The sequence below is a fragment of the Microbacterium nanhaiense genome (genome assembly GCF_014646015.1).
GTDB classification, from domain to species: domain Bacteria; phylum Actinomycetota; class Actinomycetes; order Actinomycetales; family Microbacteriaceae; genus Microbacterium; species Microbacterium nanhaiense.
The window spans coordinates 348,252-370,501 of record NZ_BMMQ01000002.1; the positions used below are offsets into that span (position 1 = coordinate 348,252).

Below are 22,250 nucleotides of genomic sequence, written 5' to 3' on the forward strand. Positions count from 1 at the left end.
ACGGGGCCGGTAGCGTGAAGCGGTGACCCACAGCTTCCGCGCCTCCGTGCTTCCCGTCTGGTTCGTCCTCGCCGGGCTCCTGCTCGTCGCGGGAAACCTGCGCACGGCGATCACGGCCGTGGGACCGGTGCTGCCGGCGATCGAGGCGAGCTATGGTCTGCCCGCCACGACGGCGTCCGTGCTCGTGAGCCTGCCGCTCATCGCCTTCGCGGGTGTTTCGCCCTTCGCGCCCCGGCTGGCGCGGGCGCTCGGCCTCGAGCGCGCCATCGGCCTGGCCCTCGCCGTGCTGGTGGTCGGCCTCGTGGTGCGTTCCGTTCCGCCCGTCGCATCGCTGTGGATCGGCACGGCACTCATCGGCGTCGCGATCGCCGTGCTCAACGTCGTGCTGCCCGCGCTTGTCAAGCGCGATTTTCCCGCGCGGATCGGCCAGGTCACCGGTGCCTATTCGGCGGTGCAGTCGAGCTTTGCCGCGATTGCGGCGGGCGTCGCGGTGCCCGTCGCGGGCATGAGCGAACTCGGTTGGCGACTGCCGCTCGGCATGTGGGCGGGCCTCGCGCTCCTCACCCTCGGCGTGCTCGCCCCGCAGCTACGTCGACAGACGGGACAGAACCCGGGCGCGGCGGCCGCCGCTCCCGCCGCGCGAGGGCGCTCGCCGTGGGGGAGCGCGATTGCGTGGCAGGTCACGGGATTCATGGGTCTGCAGTCCGTCGTGTTCTACGTCTTCGTCACCTGGCTGCCGGCGATCGAGCACTCTGCGGGCATCAGCGAGGCGGCCGCCGGCGTGCATTCCTTCGTGCTGAACGCCGTCGCGATCGGCGGCAGCCTGCTGTCCTCGGCCCTGATTCCGCGCCTGCGAAATCAGTGGCTGATCAGCGTCGGCGGCCCGATCCTCGCGGTCGTCGCGACCGTCGGGATCCTGCTCGCGCCCGAGTGGTCCGCCCTGTGGGCGGGGGTCCTCGGCGTCTCCGGCGGTGCGAACATCGTGCTCGCGCTGTCGCTCTTCGGCCTGCGCACGACCCATCACGCCGACGCCGCCGCCATGAGCGGCATGGCGCAGTGCGTGGGGTACCTCGTCGCCGCGGCGGGCCCCATCGTCGTGGGGGCCGTGCACGATGCGAGCGGGAGCTGGACCCTTCCCCTGCTCATCGTCGTGTTCGCCGTCGAGGTGCCCCTCGTCGTGTTCGGCTACCTCGCGGGGCGGGATCGGATCCTGCGCTGACCGCGTCGGATATCCGCGTGGCGGCGCGCGCTGTCGCGGCGCCGACGCCGCCTCGGCTCTTCGTCGCGCGCGTCGCACGGTAGTCTGTCTCGTCGGGGCGCGCGCCCGGTCGTGCCCAGACGCACCGATGACAGGCACACCCGATGAGCACACCCTCGACGATCATGAGCGTCCGCGACGCGCTCCGCAGCCCGAAACAGCTCTCGCGCGAGGTGCTCGCCGGTCTCGTGACGACGCTCGCGCTGGTGCCGGAGGTGATCTCGTTCTCGGTCGTCGCCGGAGTCGATCCGATGGTCAGTCTCGTCGCGAGCGTCGTGCTGGTGCTGTCCATGACGTTCCTCGGTGGGCGGCCGGGTGTCATCACGGCCGCCGCGGGATCCGTCGCCCTCGTGATCGCGCCGATGGTGCACGAGCACGGCACGGAGTACGTTCTGCCCGCCGTGATCCTCGCGGGGCTCATCCAGATCCTGTTCGGCGTGACGGGCCTCGCACGCCTCATGCGCTACGTGCCGCGCTCGGTCATGCTCGGCTTCGTGAACGCGCTCGGTGTCCTGATCTTCATGGCGCAGGTGCCGCATCTTCTGCACGGGGGCTGGCTGGGCGCGATCCTGTTCGCCGTCACTCTGATCGTCGTCATCGGGCTGCCCTTCCTCACGAAGGCGGTGCCGGCGCCGCTCATTGCGATCGTCGTCGTGACGGCGGTCGTCATCTTCTGGAAGCTGGGCGTGCCCGATGTGGCCGACGAGGGGCGCGTCGGCGGGGGGCTACCCGGTCTTACCGAACTCGCCGTGCCGCTCGACCTCGACACGCTGAGGATCATCGCACCCACGGCGATCAGCGTCGCGCTCGTGGGTCTTATGGAATCGCTCCTGACCGCCAAGCTCGTCGATGAGATCACCGAGACCCCCTCCCACAAGGGGCGAGAATCGTGGGGCCTCGGCGTCGCCAACATCCTCGGCGGCATGTATGGCGGCATCGCCGGCTGCGCAATGATCGGCCAGACGGTGCTCAACGTGAAGACGAGCGGCGCCCGCACGCGCATCTCGACGTTCATCGCCGGCGTCTTCCTGCTCGGCCTCATCACGGGACTCAGCGACCTGATGGGGCAGATCCCGATGGTCGCGCTCGCCGCGGTGATGATGGTCGTCGCGGTGACGACCGTCGATTGGCACAGTGTGAAGCCCTCGACGCTCCGGCGGATGCCCCTGTCCGAGACGCTCGTTATGGCCGTCACGATCGCGATCGTCGTCGCCACGAACAACCTCGCCTACGGTGTGATCGCCGGCGTGGTCCTTGCGATGGTGCTGTTCGCCCGCCGGGTTGCGCACGTGATCTCGGTCGACCGGGCCGTCTCGGGCGAGACCGCGAGGTACACGGTGCGCGGGCCGCTCTTCTTCGGAAGCAGCAACGATCTCGTCGAACACTTCTCGTACGCCGACGACCCGTCGACGATCGTCATCGATCTCTCCCACGCCCAGATCTGGGACGCCTCGACGGTGGCCGCGCTCGACTCCGTGGAGACGCTGTACGCGAAACACGGCGCGAGCGTGACGATCGAAGGGCTCGATGAGCGCAGCGAGGTGTTCCACGGTCGACTGTCGGGAAACCTCGGATCCTAGGCGTCGCCGCTCCGTCAGAAAAAAATTTACATGACGGGGAATGTATTCGGAGGAGCTCGGGTTATACCCCACGAAGCCGCCCTCCGGGCGCTGAGGAAAGGGTTTCGCATGACCGCTCACAACGACGAGGCTCGGGTGCCGAGCACGCGTTCGCGGTCTTCGGCGCCCGCCGACCTGCGGCTCGAGAACGAGTCGTGGGAGGCGCTGTTCCGCGCGCAGGTCGTTATCTCACGCGAGTTCGCGGAACGCGAGACGTGGGATGAGATCACGCAGCACGAGTACGACGTGCTCTATACGCTGTCGAAATCGCCGGGCGGCATGAGCCTCGCGGAAGTGAACCGCGAGACCCTGATGACGCAGGGCGGCATGTCGAAGCTCGTGGCGCGACTGGTCGAGCGCGGGCTCGTCGCACGATGTCCGGACGGCGCGGATCGCCGCGCGGTCCGGCTCGGCCTCACCGACGCCGGCCGGGAACTGCAGCAGGCGGTCGGCAGGCGCCACGCGCGCCTCGTCGGCAGTGTCATGCGCAGGGTGCTCACCCGCGAACAGATGATGCGGCTTCGCGAACTCGGCGCGACAATTGTGTCGAACGTGACCGCCGCAGAGACCTAGATTCCGAACCTCTATCCGATACCCGATTCCACTTCGCACTTCTCCGTCTCGAAAGGACACCACCATGGCTCTCACCGCCTCCACCATCCCCGGTTACGTCGCAGGCACCTGGGTGCTCGACCCCGCCCACTCCGAGATCACCTTCTCCGTGCGCCACCTCGCGATCAGCAAGGTCAAGGGCAAGTTCGAGAAGTTCGACGCCACGGTTGTCACGGCCGAGGAGATCGAGAACTCGACCGTCGAGGCCACGATCGAGATCGCGAGCGTCACGACGGGGCAGGAGCAGCGCGACGCGCACCTCCGCACTGGCGACTTCTTCGCCGCCGACCAGTTCCCGCAGATGACCTTCCGTTCGACCGGCATCCGCACCTCGGGCGACGACCTGCTCGTCGATGGCGACCTCACCCTGCGCGGCGTGACGAAGCCCGTGACGCTGACCGCCGAGTTCGGCGGCATCGTCGTCGACGGCTACGGCCAGACCAAGGCCGGCGGCTCCGCCACCACGAAAATCAACCGCACGGAGTTCGGCGTCAACTGGAACGCGGCGCTCGAGGCCGGCGGCCTGACGCTCGGCGACGAGGTCACCGTTCACCTCGACCTGCAGTTCACGCTCCAGGCGTAAGCGAGAAAGGCGGGGCGCGGGCGGATCACGCCCGCGCCCCGCTGCGTGCATTCGCAGGTGCGCAGGACGCGAAAAAGGCGAGGCCCGAATCGGCTCGAGAGCAGTGCTCTCGCAGAAAATTCGGGCCTCGCCTGAATGGGGTCCCTGCGTGATCTCTTCACAAACCTTTCCCCTGGGCTTAATGCCCTGATCAAGCGGTGGAAACGGGGTGTCTATCGCACCTCTCATAGGGTCTCCGAGCCCCCGATTCGCGACCTTCGGGGGCAGGTCGTGGGGACGATTGCAACTGTTCAAACCTTTCTGACGCCCGCTCAGGTCGACCAGATCGTCGATGACTACCTCGCCGGCGCGACCGTCACCGACCTCGCCGTCAAGTACGAGGTGCACCGCGCCACCATCTCGCGCCACCTCACCGACAAGGGCGTCGTGCGTCGCCCGGCCGGGCTCCACGGATGGGAGGCGGCCGAAGCTGTTCGATTGTTCCGACAGGGCGAATCGCTTCGAGGGATCTCCCGCACGATCGGAGCCAGCCGGGATTCGGTTCGCAAGACGTTGGAGCGAGTTCGTGAGATTCCCGCACTAGCTTGCCGTCGTACCGACAAGCAGTCTTCCAACGATGTTGTCACTCGTCGGTGAGGTGCACCTCGACGATAGGGCCTCCGCCGACTCCGGGTTCGAGTGTCATTACAGGCACGTACTTCGTCTCGCTGCTTGGGTCGCCGTTCCATTCGTAGACGACAGTGCGCAACGTGTTCAGATGACGGCCAAGCAGTACGCCGAGCCCGTATGGACCGTGATAGGCGAAGTGGACCTCCGATCTCCCGAACGTCGAAGCAATCTCGCGCACCTTCGAAATGAGCTCTTTGCTGAGGCTGCCTGCCGCAGACGAGTCGATGTGTCCGTCACCGGCGCTCAACGTGATGGCGATGTCGAAGGCTGGCCCGTGCTCGACCAGTTTCTGGAACGCGACGTGGTCCGCGTGCGGGGACAATGTGACGAAGATTGCAACGCGGGAATAAGCACTAGGCAAATCCGACTGGACCAACGTTTCAGTGCGGATTGACGAAACCTGTTCGTGTTCCGTGCTAGACGATTGCCAAGTCTGGCCGTTGGTGTCGCTTACTTCGAGCTCGTAGAACTCCGTTGCCGGTAACGCTGCCCCTAGCGCAAGTGCGACGGATAGGTGGGCTCCGCCCGATACAGCAATCTTCTGCGCTCCCGAGGCGTGGGCTGCGTCCCCGAGCAAACCAAAAGTCTGCTGGAGCAGTCTCAGCCCATTGGGGTGAGGCAAACGCCCACTATCAGGTGCTTGCACGCGGATGTGCAGGTCCTCTGTTCCCGCGTCGATTGCGTAACTTGCGGGCCTCGTTTGAATCTTGATCGTGAAGGGGCGTCCATCCCTACTGATGATCGGCTTTCGTTCCTCGATTCGGTGCATAACAAGGTCCCGGACGATCTTGAGCTTGCCATCTGCTTGAAGCACGTTGGTCTGCTTCTTGTCCGCAAGCACTGGACGAGGTGCCAAGCGAAGCAAACGGTCTGGCGCCTTGAATTCGCACTCCTGACTGTCCGCTGTTTCAGGGATGGCGTTGGCAATGCACAGCGAGAATTTATCTGCTTCATCCAGTGCGAGGAGTCGCGGGAGTTCGCGTTCGCGAACGATCTCACTGTATGCAATGTCAGGGGTAACGATGAGCACGGCACCAGACAGCCCCTGGGTGAGGGCGCGTTCAAGTCGATCGGTCGTGGTGCCACCGCGTAGATCTGTGTGATCACGCCATACGACTAGTCCTGCTGCGCGTGCCAGCTCTTCGAACGAGTCGGCAAGCTTCGTTCCATCACTTTGCCGGTAGGAGATGAAGACAGGTCCATCTCCACGAACGGCATCTGCGGGAAGCGGTTCGAGCTCCGGGAATCGCGATGGAGGGTAGGAGACTTTCGCACGTGTCGTCTTAGGTTGAAGTAGCGGACGGCGTTTGGTCACTCGCCCTGAATACGTCCAGGACGCGCCGATGGAGTAGACAAGAAGGATCAGTGGGTCTTGCTGCTGTTTAGAGATGTCACGAATGGCACTGATGTCCTGTGGACTTGGGCCAACATCGCCGGGGTGGGTGTGCCACTCACCGATGTACCCAACGGGGTCGGACGGCGCGCGATCCTTCAGGAACTCAGCCAGCAGGCGGTTCGCTTCGACGTCGTCGCGCACGTACGAGGTATTCGTACGCTTCCCCTCGACTACGAGGGCGTTCGTGACGGTGAAGTCTCTGCCAACACGGTAGCCGAGGAGGATGCCGCCCGTTTCATCCGGCAACGCCTTAGCAGTCGACGATGCGATGGTCTCGTGTGCTTCAGCAGACAGTTCAATGTGCGGAAGGTTGTTGGCCGTTGTCATGATTCGTGGGCCTTTCCCTGGGGCGCTACGTTTCGAGTCTCGCCAGCATCGTCAAGCGGTCGACCGCTCAGAATCCCGATGGCATGTCGGACTGCTGCAGACGCCGCTTCCATCACCGCATGGGGAGGTGCCGGAGAAATGGGGCTCCCGCAGCCGGGCTCGAACAGCTCAGCGACGTCCTCTTGCAAATCGGGAGTGTCGAGGACTGGCGTGGCATCGACATCAGATAGTGGCGGCAATACGTCGATTCGAAAAGTCGCTCCGTGATCCACAAGCGCGACAGACAGGACGTGCTCTCCTCGTGACTCAGCGGCGACACGTAGCAGTGCAGTCGTTGAGAAATCGGCACTCGCGTTGATGACAAGATCGTGTGAATCGATCAGGTCATAGGCGTCGGCACCAGTGTCCAGCCGCTGGACTACAGCGTCCAGTGTGAGGTTCCGATCTTCGTTTCGCTCAAGCAGGTGCCTGCGGACTGCTTCGACTTTGGTGAGTCCAACGCAGCTCGGACCAACCAGGTGCCGAACGAGGTTCCCCGGCAGAATCGTGTCGGGATCAATGAGAGTGAGGTTGCGCACGCCAGAACGAACAAGCGCGTCGGCAACGAATGATCCGATTGCACCGGCACCGACAATGGCAATCTTTCTATCACCGAGCGACGGGGCAAGGAGCCCCGCTCGCAAGTTCCGGGTGTCTGCACTCGTTGATGCTGACGTGAGGACTCTCGCCGTAATTGACCGCTCCGCGTCAACAGACACGTCCAGTGCGAGCACACCCAGCGAATCGCCGCGGTGGTAAGTAACCATCAAGATGGAGATAGAACGGTCTCGGATCTTTCGGCCGATCGACAGTTCTTCTGGGAGACGCGTCTCGAGGTCATCCCAATTTCGCGGCGGAGTTGCTACATCGGCCAGCTCGACGACGTAGCCGTAGCGATCCTTGTGGCTCTTGTGTGCCTTTGGGACTCGCGTCCCACGCATCATGATCATGGTGTCGTTCTTGGCTGGTTTGAAGCGTACAAACGCATTCTTGAAGCCTTCGATCTCGTCGTAGAGATAGATCCGGTGATCGCGGGACGGCTCGAAGTAGCGCTCCAAGTCGAGATCAGGACGATCGCTCGGCCACCCGGCATCCGCTTCTTCAAACCAGGCCGAAATGTGCTTCAAGAACGCGGCGCTGTCAGTCCACCAGAGGTCATCGTGATCGTCCTCTGCCACCAGGCACAGTGCACCGTCCCGTTCACGATGCCAAGACCAGGCGACGGCCTCCCTATCTTCAGGAACTACGCGCGGGGGCCTAAAGGGAAAGCGGGCGGGCAAGGTGATGACCACGCGGGTTACACCTTGCCCGTGACCTACCGACCCTGACCAGCCCACCGGTGTTGTCGTAAAGCCAGCACGGATGAGGCCTTCCTCGAAATGAAGTTGACTGTACGCGACGAACTCGTCCCAGTAGTCGTTGCTCAACCGAATGTCCTGCTGCCTGCCGGCACAACGCGGGCTCCTGCAGACACGGCGCTCGCCTTCCGGGTGCCATCCTCATTGAACCCAGGAGGCATCCGAAACACGTCTTCGTCGTCCCCGCTTTTCCCGAGAAGCCCCTGGAAGGCCAGGGCAGCCTGCCCTTCATCTTCCTCATCAAGAGCGACCTTGGCTGTATTGGCCGCTGCTGCGAACTGATCACGTGCTGCCGCGAGCTCTTCGTCAGTAGCTCGGATACGAATGCTATTCCCTGCGACAGTAGGGTCGGGAAGCTCGATGCCATAGGTGACGAAGTCCGTGACAATACGGCTGATCTCATCGAGTGCCGACGCGTAGTAGGACGCATGATCAGTGCCGGAAACTGCGCCCGAGGCGAATGCTTGGTAGGTCGCGAGCTCGAAGAAGAAACCGCCGGGCTTCGACGTCCCAAGTAGCGACCGACGGGTCTGTCGGATCAGTTTCACGATGGGCACGTAGTAACCGTCATGGGCCGCGTTCATCTCGCTCGACAGTGCAGTCAGTTTCTCGGGGTTCGTCTGCACCCACTTGTCGTCCTCGCCGCGCTGTGGAATCTGCCACGTCTCACCGTCGGCGTGCGGGCGAGCCGGCACAGCATCGACATACATGTCGTACTCCGGAAAGCTCACCTGCAGGCTACGGTCTTGCCTTTTGGTACGACGATGTCCGTCATCATCCAAGCCGAACTCATCGTGCAGCACACGGAAGAACCGATCGAGGATCTGCTGGGACGTAACACCGTCGGGAATTTCCGGAAGCCGCACGAACACATCGACATCCTTGATTCGCTTGATCGACACATTGCGCTTATACGAGCCGATCAAGACGGGATCAGCACCGTACTCTGTCAATTTCGAATCAGACAGCAGCGCGGCACGCACGAGCTGGTGCGCCTCAGGCGCATTAGCCTTGTCATCGCCAGGCTCGATCGAGCTCAGCGCATCTTTGAACTGCTGGATAAGTCGTGCCATTTGATCCCCGATCTGGTCGTAACGCGGCGGCAAGACTCATTTTGGCAGGGACCACTGACATTCGAACGGTGTCCGAACTACTGACGCTCAAGTCGCCCTTCCGAAAGTCTGCGGCGAAGCGTAGCTTGGAGGTAGGCGACCTCTACCTGCTACGCCATCACTCGTTGTGATGGCACGACGTGCGGCTTCGGTCGAACGGTCCTTCTACTACCTGTCGCCTCCCGACAGGAGAGGACTGTACTCATGCTTCGCACCATCTGGATCGCCAGCCTTTACGTCCGAGCGTTCATGCGCCGGTTCATGCCGACGAACATCGCGCTCGACAAGCTCCGCACCCGCAGCGGTCTCAAGTGGGGCGTCCCGGCGATGCTCCTCAGCGTCGCCTACTTCTACCTCGCCACACTCATGAGCGTGCTTATCGACGATGGCGCTTCGAAGTGGCTCTACGTCGTGATGCTCGTGTGCATCTGGAACGCGTTCAAGTTCCTGGTCTTCGGGCCAGTGTCGCTCGTGCAGCTTATGCGCGTGCGCGCTGCCGAGCGACGAGCGCGGCGGACTGTGGACCGTCGTGAGCCTCAGTGCGCGGCCGCGTAACGATCACGCCGCCGCGACCAGTAGCTCATCCCAGTTCGTGAGGCACCTCGGCGAGAGCAGCTCACGTTTCATCTCCCAACCCGGTGGTGTCTTTATCCCGCCGAGTCCGACGCCGACTGCGGTCGTGGCGAACTTGCGGTTGATCTCGTCGAGCGCTTGCCCGACACCGCGGCCCTCGAACTCCGGCCGGAACAGATCGAGCGGCTGCACGCCGTCGGCCTGGCGCAGGTCGGTGAGGACGACCCCGGCGCGGGCGTAGCGGATGCCGTCGACGGGGAACAGTTTCGGCAGTAGCGCACGGGCAGCTTTGGTGAGAGTAATCGGATCATCCGTCGGCGTTGGCAGTGCGACAGTGGCCTGCGCGCTGTGGCTGACCGTGCCGGTATCCGCCCAGCCGGTCGCCGCCCATGCCGAGAGGTGTTGAGCAACCGAGCCCTGTGCGCGGAGCCTTGCGGAGACGCACTGCGCGTAGAGCGAGATCACCTGCTCCATGTCAGGCTCGGTGGTGATCTTCTTCGCGAACGAGCGGGAGAAGATGAGCTGGTCCTTCACTGCGGGCGGCACCATCTCGAGCGGGATGCACGGCACGCCGCGCAGTTCGAGGACAATGCGTTCCATGTTCACTTTGAACCGCTTGCGCGCCCACTTCGGGTCCATGTCCCGCAGCTCCCGCGCCGTATGGATGTTGATCGCGGCGAGACGCTTGCCGGATCTGCCGGCGACGCCCCAGAGGTCGGTGACGTCGATGCTGTCGAGGATGCGATCCATCTGTGCGGCGTCGTAGCGGGCGAGGTTGAGCACGCCGATCTCGGCGAAGGCCTTCTTGATCCCGATCGCCGCGACCTTTGCGAGCGACTTTGTCGCACCGATCGCGACACGGACGGGCACGCCCGTGAGCTGGCGGACGGTGCGGCGAATCTCGTGCCCGATGCTTTCCAGCTCCTCGGGTGTGCCGCGGAGTCCGACGAAGGATTCGTCGACCGAGTAGACCTCTTGCCAGGCCGAGTAGCGGGAGATGATCTCTACTGGTAGGGCCGAATGTCGCAGGGTGCACTATTCATCCTGGGATTAGTTCAGTCAACACTGTATGATCAGTGCATGCTGACCATTGCTCCACGTCTCGACGTCATGAACCGGCTCGGCCGGGCCATGGCGGACCCGACGCGCTCCCGGATACTGATGACCCTGCTCGACGGCCCCAGCTACCCGGCGGTGCTCTCGCGTGAGCTGGAGCTGACCCGCTCGAACGTCTCGAACCACCTGACCTGCCTGCGCGACTGCGGCATCGTGGTCGCCGAGCCGGAAGGGCGGCAGACGCGCTACGAGATCGCGGACCCGCACCTCGCGGCGGCGCTGACCGCGCTGGTGGACGTGACGCTCGCGGTGGACGAGCACGCGCCCTGCATGGACGCTTCGTGCACGGTGCCGGGCTGCTGCGGGACGGGAGCGGGCGCGTGAGCGCGGCGTGCGGCTGCGAGCACGACGAGCCTGAGACCGCAGTCGGCGAAGAGGCCGAGGAGGCGGAGCGCCCCTGGTGGCGGGACCGCGGGATCATGGTCCCGGTCTTCTCCGGTGTGGCGTTCCTCACCGGTCTGGCGCTGGAGTGGTCCGGGATGGAGATCCCTGCGCTGGTGCTGTTCTGGATCGGCCTGCTGCTGGGCGCGTCGACGTTCACGCCGGGCGCGATCCGGAACCTCTTCAAGGGCAAGCTCGGCATCGGGCTGCTGATGACCATCAGCGCGGTCGGCGCGGTGATCCTCGGCTACGTCGAGGAGGCCGCAGCGCTGGCATTCCTGTACTCGATCGCCGAGGCGCTGGAGGACAAGGCGATGGACCGTGCCCGCGGCGGGCTGCGGGCACTGCTCAAGCTCGTCCCGGAGACCGCCACCATCCGCCGCGACGGCGTCTCGGTCGAGGTCGCCGCGAAGGATCTGGCTGTCGGGCAGCTGATGTTGGTGCGGCCGGGTGAGCGGATCGCGACCGACGGCGTCGTCCGCACGGGACGTTCCAGCCTGGACACGTCCGCGATCACCGGGGAGTCGATCCCGGTCGAGGTCGAACCCGGCGATGCCGTCTCCGCCGGCGCAATCAACACCGCCGGGGCACTGGAGGTCGAAACGACCGCGGCAGGCACCGACAACTCACTGACCACGATCGTCGACCTCGTGGAGAAGGCTCAGGCGGAGAAGGGCGATCGCGCCCGCCTCGCCGACCGCATCGCCCGCCCTCTCGTCCCGGGCGTGCTGATCCTCGCCGCCCTGGTCGCGATCATCGGCTCGCTGCTCGGCGACCCGGAGCTGTGGATCACCCGCGCCCTGGTCGTGCTGGTCGCGGCATCGCCCTGCGCACTGGCGATCTCCGTGCCGCTGACCGTGGTCGCGGCGATCGGCTCGGCGAGCAAGTTCGGCGTGATCATCAAGTCCGGTGCCGCGTTCGAGCGGTTCGGCGTGATCCGCCACGTCGCCGTCGACAAGACCGGCACCCTCACCCGCAACGAGCCCGCCGTCACCGCCGTCCTCACCGTGGACGGTGTGAGCGAGGCGGAGGCGCTGGCGTGGGCGGCCGCTCTGGAGCAGCACAGCACCCACCCCCTCGCCGCCGCGATCACCGCCGCAGCGCCGGATGCCCCTGCGGCGGAGGGCGTGACCGAGCAGGCCGGGCACGGCATCGAGGGCGAGCTCGCCGGCGCGCGGATCACCGTCGGCAGCCCGCGCTGGCTCGACGCCGGGACCCTCGGCGACCGGGTCGCGGGGCTGGAGGAGCAGGGCATGACAGTCGTGATCGTCCACCGCGGCGGCGTCCCGGTCGCCGCGATCGGCGTCCGCGACGAGCTGCGCCCCGAGGTCCCTGAAGTGGTCCGCACCCTCGCGACCCAGGGCATCGGGGTGACCATGCTCACCGGCGACAACGCCCGCACCGCCCGCGCCCTCGCTGCGCATGCAGGGATCGATGACGTCCGCGCCGAGCTGCGCCCCGAAGACAAGGCCGCCGCGATCGCAGAGCTCGGTGCGAAGGGGCCGGTCGCGATGATCGGCGACGGCATCAACGACGCCCCTGCGCTGGCCGCCGCGGACATCGGGATCGCGATGGGCGCGACGGGCTCCGACGCCGCGATCGAGTCGGCCGACGTGGCCTTCACCGGTCACGATCTGCGGCTTCTCCCGCGCGCGTTCGCCCATGCCCGTCGGGGGCGGCACATCATCAACCAGAACATCATCCTGTCGCTGCTGATCATCACCGCCCTGCTCCCGCTCGCCCTCTTTGGCGTCCTGGGGCTTGCGGCGGTGGTGCTGGTGCACGAGATCGCCGAGGTGATCGTGATCCTCAACGGCCTGCGCGCCGCGTCGACGCGGAAGGCAAGCACGTGACCGCGCAGGACGTCGCCGCCGCGTGACGGCTTGATCCGGGACCATGCGGATGACCTTTAGATTTCACATCAGAGTTCGCGCGCGTTGATCGGCGACTTGCCTGCTGGCTAGGGGCCTATCGGGCGGGCCGTATGCCGGGGTCTAATGGCCATGATCATTTGGTTCCGGTTTCCCTTCGCCTCGGGTCTGTCTTCGTTATGGTCGGGCGAAGGGGCGGGCAGCAGTCGGGGTCGTTTTCGCGGCGGTGTCGCCTGGCACGCGCTGTCATCACGATGCTTGCAACCACCGCGAGGATCAGGAGTGCGGCACCGCCCGTGATCACCCACGGGTTGCGGAGGAGGGTGCCGATCCCTGTGATCGTGCCTCCGACGACGAGAAGTGGAAGGAGGGCGCAGCAGCCGACCACGAGCAGTGCGGCGACGGCCCCAAGGAGCAGGCCACGGCCGCCTCGCTGGTCGTCCTGGTTGGGAGGCATTGGTGTTCTGTCCTCTCGTGGTGCCGTCTCAGCAGCAGGTCTCGGGACCGCAGCAGCTTCCAGACAGTTCGTCGGCACCGGTCCGGGGGCGCTCGAGCATCTCGGTGATCAGGGTGCTGCCAACCTCGAAGGCATCGGCGACCGTGAGGATTTGGGCCATCGGGTGTTCCGTGAGCCATCCGGCGGCGTCCTCGCGGGAAGCGAAGTAGTGGACCTGGTTGCAGAACGAGGAGCGAATCGAGTGCATGGCCTCGGGGCTGACCAAGGACACCACCGCGGTCGCCGGTTCCACGCTAGTGACACCGGCGGTCGAGTCGACGGTGACGCGGATCGTGTCGCCGCTGGCCGGGGAGATCGATTCGACCCGGGCGGGCCGATCGAGGAGCGTGGGGAAGATCAAGGTATCGAAGGCGCACCAGGTGTAGAGCTCCTCACCGGCGACGGTGAACCGGTGGGTGGTGGGGCGCAGGGTCAGGCCCTGACCGATAATCCGCCCCTGGTCGTCGTACTCGGTGTCCGGTGACGCGGCGAGGCGGGTGCGGACCTCGTCGGCGGTGAGAGCGGTGGCGGTCGCGAGCTGCTCGATGGTGACCGGGTCACCGGCGACAAGCAGCCGCAGGAGCGGAACCAGCAGGGCTGTCTCCTCGGACCGGGCGAGCCGATCGGTCAGGTCGGTAGTGAGGGGCGTCATGGCGAGGCTCCAGTTTCTGATGGGGTGGATCCGCTGTCTGGCGCGCGGTCAGGCGCAGCAGGACAGCATCGACACATCGGTGGTGAAGGCCTTGGCGACGATCCGGATGCCTTCGGCCGTGGTCAGGTACGGGGCCCACGCGTCGGCGACCTCGGTGATGGTCTTGCCGAGGATGTGGACACCTGCGGCGGCGAGTTCGCCGGCGTCCTTGGCGACCGCGGTCAGGCCGAGGATCTCGCCGGTGTCCGCGTTGGCGACCATCTTGATGAACCCGCGGGTGTCCCGGTTCACCAGCGCGCGGGGCACGTACTCCAGTGGCAGGACACGGCAGTCGCAGCGGATCCCGGCCGCGATGACCTCGTTCTCGGTCATCCCGACCGCGCCGACGGCAGGGCTCGTGAATGTGACCCGCGGCATCCGCGTGTAGTCGACCGACGTGCTGGCGTCAGTGAAGGCGTTCTCGGCGACCAACGTGCCGTGCCGGGCTGCGACGTAGACGAACTCGGGGTGCCCGGTGACATCCCCAGCCGCCCAGACGCGAGGGTTGGAGGACTGCAACTGGTCGGTGACCACGACCTCTCCGGCCTCGCCGGTCTTCACTTGCACGGTCTCGAGGTTGAGCCCGTCGGTGACCGGGGCGCGGCCGAGCGCGACGAGGATCTCGTCGGCACGGAACTCCTGCACGCCGCCCGAGACCTCGGCCGCGGCGACGATCTGGCCGGTGCCCGGGTCGCGGGTGACGCGGGTGGGGATGGCGCGGCGGACCACTCGGATGCCCTCGTCGGCGAAGATTTCCTGCAACGCCTTGGAGACTTCCGGCTCCTCCTTCGACGCCAGCCGGGACCTCACCAGCAGAGTCACCTTCGAGCCGAGCCGGGCGAACAACTGTGCCATCTCCAGCGCCACATAGCCCCCGCCGAGCACCAGCAGCGAGTCAGGCACCTCGGACAGCTCCATCGCCGACGTCGAGGTGAGAAAGTCGACGCCGTCCAGCCCCTCGATGACAGGAGCCCACGGGCGGGAGCCTGTGGCGATGAGGTAGTGGGCGGCCTCGATGGTTTCGACGGTGCCGTCCGCGGCGGTGACCTCGAGGACCGACGCATCCGGCGTGCCGGCGAACGCCGCCTCGCCCTGGCGGACCGGCCAGCCGTAGGCTTCTGCCACGTCGATGTACTTCTCACTCCGCATCGCCTCGACCAGGTCCTGCTTGCCACCCACCAGCCCGTGCATGTCTACCGGGCCAGCGGTGGCGGCGATCCCCGGGAACCGGGAGCCCGCATCCGCGGCCACGTGGCGGGCCTCGGCGGCCGCGAGCAGCGCCTTGGACGGAACGCACCCCGTGTTCACGCACGTGCCGCCCAACGTGCCGCGCTCGATCATCACCACCGACTTTCCCAGTGTGGTGGCGCGGATCGCCGCGGCGAATGCCGCGCCACCCGACCCAATCACGGCCAGATCAAACCTCGATGGCATCCTTATTCCTCCCTGGACATCTTGGAACATCCCGCTGATACACTCATCATGAACCTTCCACCACAGGGGAAGGTCAAGCACGAAATTTGCGACCAGCGAAAAGGGGGGGCGGGGAATGCGGATCGGAGAGCTCGCCGACGCGGCCGGCACCACGGCGAAGACGTTGCGGTTCTACGAGGACCAGGGGCTCCTGCCGCCGGCCGGGCGCACGCCCAGCGGCTACCGCGACTACACCGCCGAGACCATCGCCCGAATCGACTTCATCCACCGCGGCCAAGCCGCTGGACTCACCCTCGCCCAGATCCAGCAGATCCTCCACATCCGCGACCATGGCCAAGCGCCCTGCAGCCACGTCCGCGACCTCCTCGACGCACGCCTCACCGATATCGACCAGCAGCTCAGGCAGCTCCACGACCTGCGCGACACCCTCGCCGGGCTCCGCGACCAGGCCGAGCACGTCGAGCCCGACACGTGCAGCTCGGATCAGGTCTGCCGCTATCTGTAGCCAAGCCCGGGGGTCTGTCCGATAATTCAGGCAGTCCCACTGGAGGCGCAAGCGTAGCGGGAGGCCATTGGTGCTCAGGTCGAGGTTGAGCGCAGCGCGGGATAGTCGGACCATTCGCCCCCGGAGAGGCGTGCCCAGGCGGCAGCTGATGACGCCGTGATGCCGAGCAGGTCGGACACGATTCGAGGATGCAGTTGTCGGGTGAGGTCCATCAGCGCGGTGACACGAGCGCTGCCGGCGAGGAGTCCTTCTTGACGGAGTCGACGGCTGAGCGGCCCGGGGGTGATCGGTCGGCCCGGGTTCCTGCCCGGGAAGAGCCAAGTGTCGGAGCGGTTGCCGTCGAGCAGCTGGACCATTGCTTCGGCGAGGACTTCGGGCAGCTCGATCGGTTCAGTTCCGACCGTCAGCGTCATGAGGCGCGCGGTCGTATCGACTTGTGCGCGGGTGATCGCTGCGATGCGGGTCAGGTGGAGCCCGTAGAACAGGACGAGCAATCCGCTGACTCGCGTCACGGGATCCATGTCGTCTCGCGTGATGAACGCGCGTGCCATCGTCCACCGATGTTCGGCGGCGTAGTCGCGCCCTTCGAGGCGATGGCTGCGGAACTCGACCCGGAGGCGGCTCAGGCGGTGCCGTCGCAGCCACCGGGTGAACGGCGCGAGGGCATCCCGTTGTGAGGGCGAACCGGTGAGGAAGCCGTCGAGAGATCGCTGCGGGTATGTCGTCAGCGTTTCGCCGCTCGCGCGGATCTGCTGCAGGAGGGCCGCGCACCGCTTCAGCGCCGCACGCACCTTCTGATAGGTGGAGCCGGATCGGACGGCCGTAGCTGGTCTGCCCCTGAGTGATCTGCCCGACGGCAGCAGCTCCCAGGTGCAGTACCGCCGTAGGAGGAGCCGGTCCTCGGGATGGGGGACGGTCGGAAGCCACCGTTGGAACCAGTGCTCGAACCTCGCCGCCTGGATGTCGAAATCGGGCAGCACGCCTGAGCGGATGAGGAGCGAGAGCAGGAATGCCACGGACTGGCCGGCGTGCGCTCTGGTCATGATCGCGTCCGCGGTGAGGGGCAGCGTGCCATCGGCGAGCTCACGGAGGACGACCGCACAGCGGCTCTTGTACAGCCACCGCTCGAGGGAGATCGCACTGCCGTGGTGCGTCACCAGATACTCCGCGAGCGGGTGCAGCTCGGGGCGGATCTCTCCGCTGTCGTCAGCAAGCAGTTGCTGGATGGCGATAGGTCGCCGGCACTCTACGCATAGCCGGTGCTTGCGCACCTCTTCGATCGTCCCGCATCCCGGGCATGCCATCGTCACGGGAGCTCCTGCGCACTCGGCGCAGACCTTGTGCCCATTCATGAAGCCAGTGAGGAACACCTTCCGCCCGCACTCCGGGCACGGCTGGGGGCGTCGCATCGCGTAGTAGCAGCGGGCGCAGACCCGTCGGCCGTCCAGGTGCGTCGCTACGCGGCCCGGCTCCCCGCAGAGCTCGCACATCTTGACCGGCGCGGTGTAGCACGCGAGACAGACGAGCGCGGGGCGACGGACGATAATCGTGGCGTTCTGCCCGCATCGCGAGCAGTCGCCGAACGACCGCGGATCGGCTCGCCAGCAGTCCCGGCAGAACCGTTGCCCATCGACGGTGCGCTGCACGGGCTGAACTCGTCCGCATCTGCCACACGCGACCGATCGGGCATTCCGTTCACAGCGCGAGCAGTGGCGACCGCCGGTCTGCGTCTTGTGAGGCATCCGAACGGCACGTCCACAGGAATCGCATGTAGGCAAGACGACCCGCCCGGCACCCTCGTTCACGAGAGCGTGGGCCAGATCCTGCACCGTCACCGGTACGTTCCGGTGTCGCCCTTCGAGGACTCCAGGTTGTTTGAGGAGTGCGAGTTCGAGACGCCGTTGGGTGAGCGGCACGGGTGCGACTTCAGCCACGATCTCAACAAGGCGCTCCACCGGGATCTCCGGCGCGATCGCGTGGACGAGCCCGGCGACCTCAGCAACCCTGGGCTCCTGCGGAGGCTTCGCCACCGCGGCCTACTTCGAGCGCGGGCGACGGATCGTGGCCCGCACGGGCCGCAGATCGCCGATCGCACCCCGCGTCGCCTCTTCACCCACCGCGACCGGGGCCGCAGCCTCCCGGCGGGTGACCTGCACGAGGTCGTCGAGCGAGCACTCCAACGCGTCGCACAGCGCGGCGAGCACGTCGATGCGAACCCGCTGCGGTGCTTGCGTCACCAGTCGGTACACCTGTTCCCGGGACAGGTCGACGCCCCGCTCCTCGAGCAACGGCTTCAGCTTGGAGGTCTGGAAGATCCCGCGCGAGGCCATCACGCTGCGGAGGTTCCATGCGGTCTCGAGCTCAACGGTCATCTGCTTCTCCTTCGATGAGGGCCTTCAATGCGTCCGCGAGTACCCGGTTCTTGAAGTCCGAGCTGACGGAGGCGTAGATCGAGGTCGTCGAAGCATGCATGTGCCCGACCTGCTCCTGGACGAATCGGTCGGCGTAGCCGAACTCGAGCAGGTGCGTCACGTACGAATGCCGGAGGCTGTGCAGAGTCAGGGCCTTTGACAAGCCGGCCTCGTCCCGCAGCTCCGCGAACCGCCGGTCGAGATAGCCGGCCGACAGTCGGGTGCGGCGTTCCGTCACCCACAGCGCGTCAAGATCACTGCCAGGGGCGAAACGATCGCGCGCCTGCTCCACCCACTGCTCCATGCCCGGCACCCACCAATCGAACTCCGGCACCAGCAGCACGGTACGTCGTCGTGGCGCGCCACCTCCCGCGGCCTTCGCCCACCGTACGTGGATCGCGCCATAGCGGCCCCACTGCCGCATCTTCGCGTTGTAGTGCAAGTCAACCGTGTCGAGCATCACCGCTTCTGTGCGCCGCAACCCGAACGCGTAGACCGTCTTCAACAGCTGCGCATCACGTAGCGCGCCGAGCGCCCCTTTGCGCCCGGACCCGACCAGTGTCTCCACGCGCGCATCAGCCGTGTCGAAGAGACGCTCCACCTCGTCATAGGCCAACGGGCGACGCTTTCCATCACCCTCGAACTCGAACCGATGCGCGACGGTGTTCCACGGCAAGCACACCTGCGACGGAATCTCCGCGAACTCTCGCTCGCAGATCTCCATCCAGTCATACAACGGGCTCGTCAAGTACTCGCAGAATCCATGGATTGAACCGTGGTTGTTCCGCAGCGTCGACAACGCTCGAACCCGGCCCATCGAATCGGCGGTGAACTCATCGACGTCTGCGACGGTCCACTTCCACGGCGGCTTGTCGACGAAGTCGCGAAACCGCGTGACCGTCGCCAGTCGATTCTGGATGGTCTGCTCACGCAGCCCGCGAGAACGCTGCTGGCTGCGCCACCCCTCCACCATCGCATCGAAGATCTGCTGCTCCGGGTTCGCCAACGCGATGTTCGACGTCGACGTGAGCAGTCGAAGTGACGCAGGGGAACCACCAAACTCTTGCATTAGATGCAACAAAGTACGACAGGATGCATCACCGAGTCAAGTCGAACGGACAGGTTCCCGACATTCCGCTGATACGGTCAGAGCATCAAGGCCTGAGAAATCCCAGTAGTCCTCGCCAGCAGGTGTAGACAGTTGCATTCACTGCAACAGTCGATGGTTGGAGATCCGGTTGGAGACCGCGCCGTAGACCTCGTAGTTGGAGGACCTGACGGCGACGCCTTTGGCGAGTGCCCAGTTCTTGATCTGGAAGTAGGGCTTGAACATGATGTCCGGTCTTGATCTGGAAGTATGGCTTGAACATGATGTCCGGGTCGATGCGCTTCGCGAGCGTGTTCGCAGCGACGACGCACCCATCGTTGTTGGAGAGCACCACGATGGGTTTGCCGCGCAGCTTCGGATCGAACGCGGCCTCGCAGGACGCGTAGAAACTCTCGGCGTCGATCAGCGCAATGGAACGGGGCTCAGGCACCCCCTCACGGTAGAAGCGACGTCCGACATTTGAAGCGGGCCGGCCGGGTCAAGTCGCGGGGCTGATGATGTAGGTCACGACGCCCCAGATCGTCATCTCGCTCAGCTCGGGCAGCTCGATGTCCGGATACTCGGGGTTCTCCGCCTGGAGCGTGACTCGGCCGTCGTTGTCGACATGGAGACGCTTGACGGTGTACTCGCCGTCGACGATCGCGACGACGATCCGCCCCGGTGCCGGCGCGATGCCGCGGTCGACGATGAGCATGGAACCATCGGGCACGACGGGTTCCATCGAGTGGCCGGCAGCCTTCCAAATGTAGGTGGCGACGCGGTCGCGGATGAGGCGCGCGGTGAGGTCGAGCTCTTCGGTGGGATAGTCCTGCGCCGGCGACGGGAACCCGCACTGGGCCACCTCGGGAGCGACCGGCAGGGTGAGCGTGGGCGCGAAGGCCAGGGACTGAGGATGTTGCACGCACACATCGTATCGAACACATCTTCGAAGAATGGAAGCGCTCTCAGTAGCCGAGGAAGCACGGGTGCACCTGTGGGGTGATCGTCGACCACGAAGGAGCCCCGCTCATGCCCACTCTCACTGATCTCGCCAAGGACGAGCGATCAGCTCGCATGGTGCTCACCATCGTGGGCACACCGAACGACGTCCCGACCGGGAACCTCATCGCACGCGTCGGCGCAGTCGACACCGTCGCATTCATCCAGAACGACGCCGAGATCCCCGGCGTGGACGAGGTACAGGCGGCCGTCTGGCGCGAGCAAGCACGAATCCGAGCAAGCGCAGAGACCATCGCGTATCGCCTTGCCGAAGGCGAGCAGTACTCGTTCATCACGCCGCTTGACGCGGAGTGGCCCGTGCAACTGGGCGACCTCGGCAGTCGCTCGCCCTATGGCCTCTGGGCACACGGAAACATTGACCAGCTCGCGGGCGGTGTCCGGACGATGGTCACGTTCGATGGTGTGCGGGCCGCGACCGGCTACGGCGAGGAAGCGGCACGGTCAATGGCGGGCGAGCTTGCCTATGCGGGATACACGGTCGTCTCCGGTGGCGCGTACGGGATCGAAGGCACCGCCCATCGGGGCGCGCTGGCTGCCGGCGGTGGCACGATCGCGGTGCTCGCCTCCGGCGTGGACCGGACCTACCCGTCGGGGCATGCGGATCTGTTCGAGCGGATCAGACAGAACGGCGTCGTCGTCTCCGAACATGCGCCCGGTGTCGCACCGACCCGGCAGCGGTTCCTCGACCGTTCACGCCTGCTCGCGGCATTCTCCGAAACCACGGTCATCGTCGAGGCAGGTGCCCGTTCCGGATCGATCTGTACCGCGGTCGAGGCCCGCGACCTGGGGCGGACGGTGGGCGCGGTACCGGGGCCGATTACGAGCGCTGCGAGCACGGGCGCGAACTTGCTCCTTCAGCAGGGCCGCGCTCAGCTCGTGACCAACGCGGCCGACGTGAGGGACCTCATCGAGCATGGCCAGTTCACCCGCCAGCTTCCGTACTTCGGGTCCCCTTCGGCATCAGCGACGCGGGAGACCCCGCAGCAACGTTCTCTCTAACGCTGCTCCTTCTTCATGCTCGGATCGTCAGTGGACGGTCCGAGCATGTCGTGTGTAATCCACTCCGGGTACCAGGAGAGGAACGTGGCTGGGTCTGCCGGGGCGCGGTCGTAGTCGATACCGCCATCGTCGGAGTAGAGGAACCCCTCGGTGAGACGCGCGAGCGCCACTGCCACGTACCCGGCCAGAATCCGAGTCTGCAGAGGCTGCGCTGCCTGCATACGCAAGAACCAGGAATGTTCGATCCGTGCGGTCTTCTCGAACGGGAACCCCTGCAGGCTGCCGATGAGGGCTGCCCGCTCAGCGTACTCAGCGATCACGGCCGTGTGCGGGAGATCTTCGAACTCGTTGACATCATCATCGAAGTAGAAGTCGAAGGCGTACTCGATGACGGGGAACGACAGCCACCCGTAATCGTCGCCACGAAAGTCGAGGGTCTCTGTCTCGTCGTCGAACCTGGCCCAGTGCTTCCCGCCGGGCATTTCCATGACACGCTCGATGTGAGGCCGTAGTTCCGCGTCTGAGACGCCGCCGACGATCTCCGCCAAGTGCGGGTCGGCCCGGTGTTCGATCAAGACTGCCTGCACCGTGTCGGCGAACTGCTTGAACGTCGGCACATGCGCTGAAGACGGATACACGTCAATCACCGTCGACATGTTGACCTCCTTCATCGCGATCGCCCGTTGACGATCG

At 65.6% G+C, this 22,250-nt stretch carries 23 protein-coding genes and 1 pseudogene; 10 read left to right on the forward strand and 14 right to left on the reverse strand.

All coding sequences use genetic code 11. The features are described from left to right. Positions 1-22: 22 nt before the first annotated feature. The 5 genes from IEX05_RS04660 (at position 23) to IEX05_RS04680 (ending at position 4,708) form a co-directional block, all read left to right on the forward strand. Positions 23-1,219, forward strand: coding sequence for an MFS transporter (locus IEX05_RS04660; RefSeq protein ID WP_188700214.1), 1,197 nt, complete (start codon positions 23-25; stop codon positions 1,217-1,219). A 143-nt stretch (positions 1,220-1,362) separates the two neighbouring features. Beyond that, positions 1,363-2,838 carry a SulP family inorganic anion transporter gene (locus IEX05_RS04665; protein ID WP_188700215.1) on the forward strand — a complete coding sequence of 492 codons (1,476 nt, stop codon included), beginning with the start codon at positions 1,363-1,365 and terminating at the stop codon, positions 2,836-2,838. Between the two features lie 108 nt (positions 2,839-2,946). Next, positions 2,947-3,450, forward strand: coding sequence for a MarR family winged helix-turn-helix transcriptional regulator (locus IEX05_RS04670; protein ID WP_188700216.1), 504 nt, complete (start codon positions 2,947-2,949; stop codon positions 3,448-3,450). A gap of 64 nt (positions 3,451-3,514) precedes the next feature. Beyond that, the gene (locus IEX05_RS04675) at positions 3,515-4,072 is read left to right on the forward strand and encodes a YceI family protein (RefSeq protein ID WP_188700217.1); all 558 of its coding nucleotides are present in this window, start codon (positions 3,515-3,517) and stop codon (positions 4,070-4,072) included. Between the two features lie 270 nt (positions 4,073-4,342). Then, complete coding sequence (locus IEX05_RS04680; protein WP_188700218.1) at positions 4,343-4,708, forward strand: hypothetical protein; 366 nt, start codon at positions 4,343-4,345, stop codon at positions 4,706-4,708. Here IEX05_RS04680 and IEX05_RS04685 read toward each other — a convergent pair. Genes IEX05_RS04685 through IEX05_RS04695 form a run of 3 tightly spaced genes read right to left on the reverse strand, consistent with a single transcriptional unit; the run spans position 4,695 to position 8,934 of the window. Further along, complete coding sequence (locus IEX05_RS04685; RefSeq protein WP_188700219.1) at positions 4,695-6,464, reverse strand: SAVED domain-containing protein; 1,770 nt, start codon at positions 6,462-6,464, stop codon at positions 4,695-4,697. The genes IEX05_RS04680 and IEX05_RS04685 overlap by 14 nt on opposite strands. Then, positions 6,461-7,930 carry a ThiF family adenylyltransferase gene (locus IEX05_RS04690; protein ID WP_188700220.1) on the reverse strand — a complete coding sequence of 490 codons (1,470 nt, stop codon included), beginning with the start codon at positions 7,928-7,930 and terminating at the stop codon, positions 6,461-6,463. The genes IEX05_RS04685 and IEX05_RS04690 overlap by 4 nt, the downstream gene beginning before the upstream one ends. Next, positions 7,927-8,934, reverse strand: a complete 1,008-nt coding sequence (locus IEX05_RS04695; RefSeq protein ID WP_188700221.1) for a nucleotidyltransferase domain-containing protein — start codon at positions 8,932-8,934, stop codon at positions 7,927-7,929. Before IEX05_RS04695 ends, IEX05_RS04690 begins: the two co-directional genes overlap by 4 nt. Before the next feature lie 243 nt (positions 8,935-9,177). Here IEX05_RS04695 and IEX05_RS04700 point away from each other — a divergent pair, with 243 nt between their 5' ends. Beyond that, positions 9,178-9,528 carry a sulfate permease gene (locus IEX05_RS04700; protein ID WP_188700222.1) on the forward strand — a complete coding sequence of 117 codons (351 nt, stop codon included), beginning with the start codon at positions 9,178-9,180 and terminating at the stop codon, positions 9,526-9,528. A gap of 3 nt (positions 9,529-9,531) precedes the next feature. Here the strand turns inward: IEX05_RS04700 and IEX05_RS04705 are convergent, their stop codons facing one another. Beyond that, positions 9,532-10,575: a DinB/UmuC family translesion DNA polymerase gene (locus IEX05_RS04705; RefSeq protein ID WP_308423402.1), complete on the reverse strand. Its 1,044-nt coding sequence runs from the start codon at positions 10,573-10,575 to the stop codon at positions 9,532-9,534. A 51-nt stretch (positions 10,576-10,626) separates the two neighbouring features. Between IEX05_RS04705 and cmtR the strand changes: the two genes are divergently transcribed. After that, positions 10,627-10,986 carry a Cd(II)/Pb(II)-sensing metalloregulatory transcriptional regulator CmtR gene (gene cmtR / locus IEX05_RS04710; protein ID WP_060960787.1) on the forward strand — a complete coding sequence of 120 codons (360 nt, stop codon included), beginning with the start codon at positions 10,627-10,629 and terminating at the stop codon, positions 10,984-10,986. Next, positions 10,983-12,896 (forward strand): heavy metal translocating P-type ATPase, encoded by a 1,914-nt coding sequence (locus IEX05_RS04715; RefSeq protein ID WP_174524677.1) that lies wholly within the window; start codon positions 10,983-10,985, stop codon positions 12,894-12,896. The genes cmtR and IEX05_RS04715 overlap by 4 nt, the downstream gene beginning before the upstream one ends. A 154-nt stretch (positions 12,897-13,050) precedes the next feature. Here the strand turns inward: IEX05_RS04715 and IEX05_RS15600 are convergent, their stop codons facing one another. The 3 genes from IEX05_RS15600 to merA are packed head-to-tail and all read right to left on the reverse strand — an operon-like array spanning position 13,051 to position 15,535. After that, on the reverse strand, positions 13,051-13,371 hold the full coding sequence (locus IEX05_RS15600; protein ID WP_081603833.1) for a MerC domain-containing protein: 321 nt from the start codon (positions 13,369-13,371) through the stop codon (positions 13,051-13,053). A gap of 28 nt (positions 13,372-13,399) precedes the next feature. Beyond that, entirely contained in the window at positions 13,400-14,062 is a 663-nt protein-coding gene (gene merB, locus IEX05_RS04720; RefSeq protein ID WP_017828517.1) for an organomercurial lyase MerB, read from the reverse strand. Between the two features lie 48 nt (positions 14,063-14,110). Further along, positions 14,111-15,535, reverse strand: a complete 1,425-nt coding sequence (merA, locus tag IEX05_RS04725) for a mercury(II) reductase (RefSeq protein ID WP_188700223.1) — start codon at positions 15,533-15,535, stop codon at positions 14,111-14,113. Positions 15,536-15,650: 115 nt separating this feature from the next. Between merA and IEX05_RS04730 the strand changes: the two genes are divergently transcribed. Then, positions 15,651-16,040 carry a heavy metal-responsive transcriptional regulator gene (locus tag IEX05_RS04730; protein WP_188700224.1) on the forward strand — a complete coding sequence of 130 codons (390 nt, stop codon included), beginning with the start codon at positions 15,651-15,653 and terminating at the stop codon, positions 16,038-16,040. Positions 16,041-16,114: 74 nt separating this feature from the next. On the opposite strand, the gene IEX05_RS04735 is transcribed toward IEX05_RS04730, so the two are convergent. From IEX05_RS04735 to IEX05_RS04755, 6 genes and pseudogenes are all read right to left on the reverse strand, one after another. After that, on the reverse strand, positions 16,115-17,344 hold the full coding sequence (locus tag IEX05_RS04735; protein ID WP_229661148.1) for a hypothetical protein: 1,230 nt from the start codon (positions 17,342-17,344) through the stop codon (positions 16,115-16,117). Between the two features lie 732 nt (positions 17,345-18,076). Further along, a complete protein-coding gene (locus IEX05_RS04740; protein ID WP_017828522.1) occupies positions 18,077-18,412 on the reverse strand; it encodes a helix-turn-helix domain-containing protein in 336 nt (111 codons plus the stop codon). Beyond that, positions 18,402-19,457, reverse strand: coding sequence for a tyrosine-type recombinase/integrase (locus tag IEX05_RS04745; protein WP_017828523.1), 1,056 nt, complete (start codon positions 19,455-19,457; stop codon positions 18,402-18,404). The genes IEX05_RS04740 and IEX05_RS04745 overlap by 11 nt, the downstream gene beginning before the upstream one ends. A gap of 201 nt (positions 19,458-19,658) precedes the next feature. Next, entirely contained in the window at positions 19,659-19,784 is a 126-nt protein-coding gene (locus IEX05_RS15420) for a hypothetical protein (RefSeq protein WP_268237861.1), read from the reverse strand. A 112-nt stretch (positions 19,785-19,896) separates the two neighbouring features. Then, positions 19,897-19,989 (reverse strand): annotated as a pseudogene (locus IEX05_RS15215) (hypothetical protein); the annotation flags it as partial. 48 nt (positions 19,990-20,037) lie between these two features. Next, complete coding sequence (locus IEX05_RS04755; RefSeq protein WP_308423399.1) at positions 20,038-20,460, reverse strand: LexA family protein; 423 nt, start codon at positions 20,458-20,460, stop codon at positions 20,038-20,040. Between the two features lie 152 nt (positions 20,461-20,612). Between IEX05_RS04755 and IEX05_RS04760 the strand changes: the two genes are divergently transcribed. Then, the gene (locus IEX05_RS04760; protein WP_188700227.1) at positions 20,613-21,557 is read left to right on the forward strand and encodes a DNA-processing protein DprA; all 945 of its coding nucleotides are present in this window, start codon (positions 20,613-20,615) and stop codon (positions 21,555-21,557) included. On the opposite strand, the gene IEX05_RS04765 is transcribed toward IEX05_RS04760, so the two are convergent. After that, positions 21,554-22,213, reverse strand: a complete 660-nt coding sequence (locus IEX05_RS04765) for a hypothetical protein (RefSeq protein ID WP_188700228.1) — start codon at positions 22,211-22,213, stop codon at positions 21,554-21,556. The genes IEX05_RS04760 and IEX05_RS04765 overlap by 4 nt on opposite strands. Positions 22,214-22,250 lie beyond the last annotated feature (37 nt).